The sequence below is a fragment of the Rhodococcus sp. FG69 genome (assembly GCF_057808915.1).
The window spans coordinates 141,621-149,519 of record NZ_JBMDIX010000012.1 but is presented as its reverse complement, the minus strand read 5'-3'; the positions used below and the strand labels follow the sequence as shown (position 1 = coordinate 149,519).

The following is a 7,899-nucleotide window of genomic DNA, read 5'->3' as shown; positions in this document are numbered from 1 at the left end:
ACTACATCCACGCCCCCGCTGGTGGTGGCAATCTACTGGCGGGGTGCAGCGAAATCGCCTGCACCCCGGCATCGTTACTCCTGTACCGCCGCTATTCCTGTACCGCCGTCATTCCTTGTATCGCCGCGAGGACGGTGCCGCACCGTTCTGCGGTGCGCTTCCCGACGCGCGCGTGGACGCCGACGGCGGACGAGGCGTCGCTGCCGGTGGACGCGGGACGGATGACGGCGGACGAGGAGTCGACCGAGGTGGTATCGGCGCGTATACCGGTGCCGCGGCCTCAGGTTCGGGTTCGGCCGGCGGTGTCGACGCGTGCGGAGCCGGCGGTGCCGATACATACGGAGCTGCCGGCGTCGCAATAGGCTGCGGCGCAGGTGCTGTCGGCTGCGAGACCTGCGGTGCCGACGGCATCGACCCGTCCCATGCAGTGGCTCCGGCTACCGGGTTGACGATGGATCCCGGAGCGACGGGGTGGGGTGTCTGGCGCGGGATGGTGCTGTCGGTCTCGTAGTAGTACGAGTAGTTGTCACTGCCCTTGCGTCCGGCAGGCATCATCGTGAACACGGCGCCGAGGATGTGCGCGCCGATCGTCTCGAGATTGCCGACCGCCCGGCCGACCTCGCTCTCGGTGGTGTGGCCGAAACGAGCGACCATGAGCGCGCCGTCACTGTGTGTGGTGAGCAGCGCAGAGTCGGTCACCGGCAGCAACGGAGCACCGTCGATGATGACGTAGTCGAACCGACCACGCAGTTCCTCGATCACGCGGCGCGACGCCTCGGAACCGAGCAGTTCGGACGGGTTCGGCGGAAGAGGTCCCGACGCAAGAACTTCCAGGCCCTCGTAGGGGGTCGGCTGCAACACGTCGGACAGGTCGGCCTGATTTGCCAATACGGTCGACAGACCGACCGAGCCGATCAGATTCAGGTACTTCGAGACGCGAGGACGACGCAGGTCGCCTTCCACGAGGGCAACGTGGTGCCCAGCCTCGGCGAGCGCGAGTGCAAGGTTGACGGCAACCGTCGTCTTACCTTCGGCGGGGACAGCACTGGTGACGACGATGACGCGCGGCGGGTGGTCGACCTCGAGGAACTGCAGATTGGTACGCAGTTCGCGGTACGCCTCGGCACTCGGCGAATGCCCGGCACCGAACTTGACGACCGCCGTCTCCTTGAGCGTCTTGTCGAACGGCAGGGTGCCGACGAGCGGCGTCTTGGATGCAGCTTCGAGCCTGATGCGCGTCTTGATGGTGTTGTCGAGACGGTCACGAAGCACTGCGAGCGCGATGCCGAGCAGCAGACCGACGGCCGCTCCGAGCGCGAGGTTACGTGTGGTCTTCGGGCTGACCGGTGTCGCGGATTCCTTTGCTTCCTCGACCAGACGCACTCCGGCGGCCGGTGATCCGCCGTCTTCCGGTGTCTCGAGTTCACGGACCAGGGTGGTCAGCTGCGATGCGAGGGAGTTCGCGATGCCGCTGGCGAGGGCAGGAGCGGAGTCGACCACGCAGATATCGAGCAGCACGGTGTCCGGCGTCGACGTCGCTGTCACTTTCGATGCCAACGCGGCCGGCGACATGCTCAAGCCGAGGTCGTCGATCGTCCTCGACGCCAATGTTTCACCGGTGACCAGTTCGGAGTACGACGCAACGCGCTGCTGTGAGAACAGGTTGCCCTGGTACGACTCGCTGACGGTCGACCCGCCGGAGGTGGAAACGAACACGCGACTGCACGACTGGTACGTCGGCGTGGTGAGTAGCGAGACAGCAAGTGCCCCCAACACCGCCACAGCAACGGTGACGACGATGACCATCCATCGTGCGCGCAGGATCTGCAGGTAGTCCTGGATTTCCACTTGGGGCTCCCTCATTCTTTGTGCACAGCTTCAGCAATAGTTTCATGGTCTTCGGTGGTGCCGCTCGGTCAACTCATCGGCTGTGGCCTCGGCGTCTGCGGATTTCCACCCATATCGGACAGAGCTGGCCTGCCGCCTGGGGCGTTGTCTTCCATGATGAACCGAACCTGTGGTCGAATTAGTGTGGTGTGCGGGAACATTCCTCTACCCCTGGACCGATACGAAGCAGAGAGTGCACCGGTCACGTCGGCCGGGCCGACGGTGACGCACTTCTCCCCCGAGCTGGGATGGTTCGGTTCGCACTCGTAGACGTCGACGCTGCACTGACATGGACGACCGGCGAACTCGAGGTGGGTGTTCATTTGGGCACCAGAAGTCGGGGAGTGCCCAAAGTCAGGCCGAGTCAACAGCCCACTCGCAACTGCCACTTCTGCAACCCCTCCTCAACGATCTCGACGACTGTGCGTTCTTACCCCGAACGTCGCCCAGCAACGTTGATTCTCAGCGCCCCCATGTACAAACTAGTGGACACACGGAAATTGCTCTACTCGTCGAACATTGTCGTGCACATTCTTCGACCGTTAGATCTACGAATTCCGGTGGACACTCGAAAAGCCGTCGAAAAAAGGTCCAACCGCTTGTTTCCGCACCCGCATCCGGTGAGTCAAACAGTTTCGCGTCCGTACCGAACTTTTCGCGCGGCGGCGAACAAGATGTGGATGTCTCGGGAAAGCGACCACGACTCCAGGTACGAGCGGTCGAGCGAGAAAATGTCCTGTGGCGTGAGTTCGGTACGGGGAGTTAGAATCCACAGTCCGGTCATGCCCGGGTGGAGTTCGACCCGCACCGATGCCGGAGTGTCCAGGGTGCCCACCCGAGTGTCGTCGAAGGGCCGGGGACGTGGGCCGACCAGGCTCATCTCTCCGCGCAGGACGTTGATGAGTTCGGGCAGGTGAACGAGCCCGTACGTGATCATCGGGTGGCCGGGTGCGGAGCGGAAGTTGAGTACCTCGAACCGGCGTCCACCGAATCCAATTCTGGGCAACTTCACGATTGCGGGCTTTCCAGGATTGGCACTTTTCACATATGCCCAGCACAACAAAAGGATCGGTGCCAGCACTACGAGCATTCCCGTCGAAACGATCTTGTCGAAAATCGATTTGACGCCCGCATCCCACGAACTCAAGGCCACGGTCGCGGCAGCCGAATGGGACGACTCATCGTCGCTTCGGTCCACCCGTTCACTCGACACGAACTCGTTCCACCTTCCCGACACCTCACTTCAATGTCGTATGTAATCACCATCACGTTACGATCACGACACCCGGTGGTGATTCTCCGGCACCGACGACATCTAATTGTCATTCAGGTGAATTAAGTTCGACTCATACGCATTTCCAAGTGTCGACGTGTTACGGCTCCCAGACGCGATCGCATCGAGACCGAGGACTCACCTGCACCGCCACGACGAGCCCCTACACCCGACACCAGGTCGCGGCGAGCGTCCGACCGCGGAGGCGGCAGGATCGACCTGGCTCCGTCCCTGCCCTCCCCGCCTTCCCGATCGTCTCGACGTTCGACGAGCTAGTTGCGCTGTCGGCCCCCACCGCGTGCCGCCCCTACCAGCGGTCGTAGATCGACGTGGGCTGCACGGGTTCGGCGACGGCGTAGTCGTCGTCTCGTCGCCTGGGCCGGGTCGGTATCGGCGCGGGCGGGTCGGGCTGCGCCATGGTCTGATCGACCAACCGTGCGACGCGCGGGTCCTCGAGCAGCTCCCGCCTGATGCCGTGCGCGGCCTGGTTGGCTGCTGTCAGTGCCGCAGCGTGGGTAGACGCGATCAGTTGAGCGCCCGCCTCGGCGGGAAACATCGAAAAGGACTGGCTGAGAACGATATCGGTGATCGATCCGTCGACACCCACCTCGATGCGCACGTGTCCGCCGTCGGAGACTGCGCTCCCCCGCACGGCGTGCACCGCGCGCTGGATGCGGGCGGCCCTGACCGTGAGCTGTTCCCACTCGGTCATCGGTGCCCGATCGCGCGCACGTTGTCGAGGTTCTCGAACGGGAAGCACGGCGACGAGACACCGAGGCTCAACTTTCCGTCCTCGTTGAGCCTCGCGACGAGACGGTAGTCGTCGCTCGAGGTTGCGCGCGCCGATCCGAGTCGCTGTTCGGACCGGTCGTCGACGGCCCACCCCCACTGAGTCCATCGTTCGATCAGCAGCGTCAGATCGGCTCGGCCGTCGCTGCCCACCACCCAGAACGTGGCCGAGAAGCGGTGTGGTCCATCGATAGTGGTGTTGTCGTCGTAGCAGGGTTCGAATTTCGCGAATCCGAGCTGCGCCCAGGGAAACTCCGGGTGAACGCGGTCCAACCGGACGCCTGCGGGCAGCACGGACAGCGATTGCTCCAGCGCGTCCATCGAACGGTCCTGCGCCTGTGTCGAGGTCATCGATTGGTTCATGCGCTCGCGCCCCGCCCGACGATGATCGCGCCGATCGTGTCGAGCCCCGGGTTACCCCGATCGAAATAGTTGTTGTGTGAAGTCGGTGTTGTTTCGGGGTCGCTCCCGAACACCGTGGCACCGAAGTGCGTTGCGACGGGGTTGGATCCGTGCGCGTCAGGAACGACACCGCCTGTCCATGCGACGGGGTCGGACATCGCGGCGGTCGCATATACGTGGGCTGCGTTCTCGGACGGGTCGAATCCGTGGAACGAGAGTTCCTCGGCTGCGGCCACCCCGACACCGGGGCTTCCGACGAAGACGACGTCGTCGACGTCGAGTGAGGCACCGTCGCGCATCGCGTGTCCGATGACGGTGCTGCCGTAGCTGTGGCCGATCACGGTGGTGTGTGCGGGCAGTCCATCGTGTGCCGCCCGGAGACCGTCCTGGAATCGGTCGAGCCGGAGCGCGCCGGCGTCGGCGAATTTCTCCGAGGTCGCAGCGTGCAGATCGGGCGGTGCGGTGTAATTGAGCCAGGTGACAACCGAATTGGGTCCGGGACTGGCCATGTTGGCGGCGTCGAGCAGGTTCTCGGCGCGGCTCATGTCACGGTCGATGGAGGCGAGCACCGTCGACGTCCCCGGCACGTAGGTGGCGACGTTCTGGGCGGTGTCGGGGTTGTTGAGCGCCATCGCCCCACGGCCACTGTCGTCGATGTTCAGCAGGAACGCGGGAGCGCCGTCTCGGCCCAGTTGGGTGTGGACGTTCTCGTAGCCGGCGAGGCTGACTTCCGCGGCGTCACGGTCGTCGAGCCACCGTGCGTATTCGCGTAGAACTTCCGCGTCCTCGGCCGGATGCGCGCCCACCTCGCGCGGGAGATTGCGGTCCGTCATCCAGTCGGGGTGGCGGGCTTCGATGGCGTCGAGGTTGGCCCTGGCGTCGACGGTGAGAGTGCCCAGCAGTTGGGTGTTGTATCGGGATTTGTCGACGGCGGGGAGTCCGTCCCGGTTACCGATGGTCGGATCCCACGCCGCGAGGCCGTCCTTGTCCGTGGGTGTCAGCTGATCCCAGAAGTCGGCGAGCGCCGCCGGTTCGTCCGGCAGGTGTGCGTGCCCGTCGAGGATCGCCGTGACCTGTGGACTGTAGGACTCTGCTGCACTTTCCGTGGGCTCGAGGCCGCGGACGGTGTCGACGGCCTGCTGGAGTCTGGCGGCGCAGGTTCCGTCGGTGTCGGCGGCGTCCGTCAGCAACGGCTTGAGCTGCGCCTCGATGCCGCGTGCTCGCTCCTCGAAGTCCGACTGCAGAACGAGATCGACGACGGCATCGCCGGTCGAGCTGACGGGGGCGAGGACACGTCCGTCGTCGAGGACGCTGAATCCGTCGGCGAGGGCCGAGTCGACCACGGCGAGGACCGAATTCCGGACGGCGTCGATCTCGCGTGCTGCGGTCCCGAATGCTGCGGAGTACGCGTCGACGGCGGCGATGAGGTGAGTGTTGGCGAGTTCGTCGGCGAGTGAGCGGGCGTCGGCTGCATCTGCGGCGGTGCCTTGCCAGTGCGGACGTGTCTCGCTGACGGTGCGCCGGGCGTAGTGGACGCGTACGTCGAACATGTTGTTGACCCGGGCGATGTCCTCGGCGATGCCGGTGAGCAGGACCGGATTCCACCCCCGTAGCTGCGATACGGATACTGCCATCACAGCCCGCCTTGGTATTCGATGAGCTGGTCACGGAAGGCTGCTTCGGCTTCGTCGTAGCTGTGGGCGCTGGCCAGTGCGGCGTCGGCCATCGCGCGGATGCGTTCGGCTGTTGCTCGGTAAGCGGCGAGTATCGGTTCCGCGGATGCGGCTGCCGCTGCTCCGAACGCCGAGTTGGGCATGGCTGCGGCACCGGTCTCCACTGGCGGTGACGGGTCGAGCGCGGCGACGGCGTCCGCTGTCTCGATCAGCGATGACGACAACGCTCGCAACGACTCCGAGTCGACCTCGAGCATCTTTCGCTCCCCTCGCTCGGGCGAACGCGCCCAAGCGCCCGCCGACCGCACCACCCCTACACTTTCCTTTGACGCACCAGGTGCGCATCCGGTTCCACCGAATTCTCGGGCCACTCCCAACCCTCCCGCCGAGATCGAAGTTGTGCATCGTTGGGATGCCCCCGTGTGTCAGGCGGTGCGTTGTCGTCGGCGGTGGTAGCTGGGGATAGGTTGTCGGTTCGGGTCGACGGCGGCGGGCGGGATGGCGTGTGGGTGTCCGTCCTCGCCGAGGACGACTTCCCAGTCTCCGTGGTGGATGGAGCGGTGGCAGCGCCCGCATACCAGCGCCGAGTTGGTCAGATCGGTCGGTCCGCCGTCAGTCCAGTACTCGATGTGGTGGACTTGGCACCAGCCTGCGGGTCGTCCGCACATGACACAACATCGATCTCGTGCGATGACTGCGTTCCGCAGTTCCGGTGGGGCGAGGCGAACTTCTCGGCCCATCGCCAGGGGCACGCCTGCGCCGTCGACGATGATCGGCGTCATATCGGCATCGCAGGTCAGGAGTTCGGCGAGTTGTCCCGAGATCGGTCCGGTCCACTCCATGTCGAACGGCCATTCCCGATCGAGCGGACTGCCTTCCCCGGCACTGTGGTGACTGCAGGGTCGTTTGAGGAGGTCGGCGAGGTTGACGATGAGGTTGACCCGCGCTGGGGCGGTGAACGTCGTACCTTTGCCGCCGGCGAGGTGGCGGTCGAGGATCTCGGCGAGACCATCAGCGTTACGCCGGGCGGGGGACCGCGGGTCGAGGGCGCCGCCGGGTCCGGGTTTCGGTGCGGTCAGTGGGGAGAGGGCGGTGCGGAGTTTCTCGGCGGTGAGGGTGTCGAGGTTGCCTTCGACTCGGCTCCGCCCGTCGGGGAGCTGGAAGATCTTCAACACGTTCAGTGCGGGGTTCTCTGCCGCTGATGGTGGGCGGGGGCCGTCGGGCAGATCGGGCGCGGGGTCAGCAGTGTCGGTGTCTTCGGGTTCGGGGTCAGGTGAAGGTGTGCCGGTGCGGCGGGCTTTCTCTTCCGCGTCGCGTCGGGCTTGCTCTTCACGTGCGCGCCGGGCGGCTTCGTGGGCTTCGGCGGCTTTGCGGGTGGCGTCGTGTCGGGCTTGGGCGTCGGCTGCGGCGTGGTGGGCGAGTTCGCGGGCGCGTGTGGTGACGGTGGAGGCGAGGGAGCGGGTGGCGACGTCGAGCAGCGTCGCGACATGGGCGGCCATCGCAGCGTCGTCGAGGGCGGGGTCTGCGGTGTGGATGAGGGTGTAGCCGTCGGCGATGGCGGTTGCGTGGGCGTGGTGGATGTCGGCGTCGGTGAGTGCTTCGGCGACGGTGGGGTGTTCTGTGAGCCAGTAGCCGAGGCGGATGTGGTGGGTGGACTGGGCTTCGCGGGTTCGGGTGGATTTGGCGTGCCAGTAGGCGACGGAGGAGTAGCCGAGTTTCAAGCCCAGTCCTCGGCGGTCGGATTCGGCGAGGACTGCCAGTTTCGATGCGGCGAGGGAGGTTTCGGTGGTGTGGATATGCGCCAGTGCGGACACGAGCTCCTGATCGGAGAGCGTGTGTGCGCTCTGAAAGTCCCCCAACTTCTGCATGCCCCGA

General features: G+C 65.4%; 7 protein-coding genes. All 7 read right to left on the bottom strand.

Features of this window, described 5'->3' with window-relative positions; genetic code table 11:
- Nucleotides 1-108: 108 nt before the first annotated feature.
- Nucleotides 109-1,863 (bottom strand): tyrosine-protein kinase domain-containing protein, encoded by a 1,755-nt coding sequence (locus ACODSO_RS12215; RefSeq protein ID WP_489037170.1) that lies wholly within the window; start codon nt 1,861-1,863, stop codon nt 109-111.
- Nucleotides 1,864-2,512: 649 nt separating this feature from the next.
- Complete coding sequence (locus tag ACODSO_RS12210) at nt 2,513-3,100, bottom strand: sugar transferase (protein WP_156520298.1); 588 nt, start codon at nt 3,098-3,100, stop codon at nt 2,513-2,515.
- 367 nt (nt 3,101-3,467) lie between these two features.
- A complete protein-coding gene (locus tag ACODSO_RS12205) occupies nt 3,468-3,872 on the bottom strand; it encodes a YbaB/EbfC family nucleoid-associated protein (RefSeq protein ID WP_068372668.1) in 405 nt (134 codons plus the stop codon).
- Nucleotides 3,869-4,300: a hypothetical protein gene (locus ACODSO_RS12200; RefSeq protein ID WP_231912465.1), complete on the bottom strand. Its 432-nt coding sequence runs from the start codon at nt 4,298-4,300 to the stop codon at nt 3,869-3,871. The genes ACODSO_RS12205 and ACODSO_RS12200 overlap by 4 nt, the downstream gene beginning before the upstream one ends.
- Nucleotides 4,301-4,308: 8 nt before the next feature.
- Nucleotides 4,309-5,985, bottom strand: coding sequence for an alpha/beta hydrolase (locus tag ACODSO_RS12195; protein WP_068372663.1), 1,677 nt, complete (start codon nt 5,983-5,985; stop codon nt 4,309-4,311).
- Nucleotides 5,985-6,281, bottom strand: coding sequence for a hypothetical protein (locus ACODSO_RS12190; RefSeq protein ID WP_068372661.1), 297 nt, complete (start codon nt 6,279-6,281; stop codon nt 5,985-5,987). The genes ACODSO_RS12195 and ACODSO_RS12190 overlap by 1 nt, the downstream gene beginning before the upstream one ends.
- Before the next feature lie 168 nt (nt 6,282-6,449).
- Nucleotides 6,450-7,892 (bottom strand): HNH endonuclease, encoded by a 1,443-nt coding sequence (locus ACODSO_RS12185; RefSeq protein ID WP_068372658.1) that lies wholly within the window; start codon nt 7,890-7,892, stop codon nt 6,450-6,452.
- Nucleotides 7,893-7,899 lie beyond the last annotated feature (7 nt).

Bases quoted from the DNA above. Each gene is read 5' to 3' on its own strand.
- ACODSO_RS12215 (WP_489037170.1), bottom strand. From the start codon at position 1,863: ATGAGGGAGCCCCAAGTGGAAATCCAGGACTACCTGCAGATCCTGCGC.
- ACODSO_RS12205 (WP_068372668.1), bottom strand. From the start codon at position 3,872: ATGACCGAGTGGGAACAGCTCACGGTCAGGGCCGCCCGCATCCAGCGC.
- ACODSO_RS12200 (WP_231912465.1), bottom strand. From the start codon at position 4,300: ATGACCTCGACACAGGCGCAGGACCGTTCGATGGACGCGCTGGAGCAA.
- ACODSO_RS12195 (WP_068372663.1), bottom strand. From the start codon at position 5,985: ATGGCAGTATCCGTATCGCAGCTACGGGGGTGGAATCCGGTCCTGCTC.
- ACODSO_RS12190 (WP_068372661.1), bottom strand. From the start codon at position 6,281: ATGCTCGAGGTCGACTCGGAGTCGTTGCGAGCGTTGTCGTCATCGCTG.
- ACODSO_RS12185 (WP_068372658.1), bottom strand. From the start codon at position 7,892: ATGCAGAAGTTGGGGGACTTTCAGAGCGCACACACGCTCTCCGATCAG.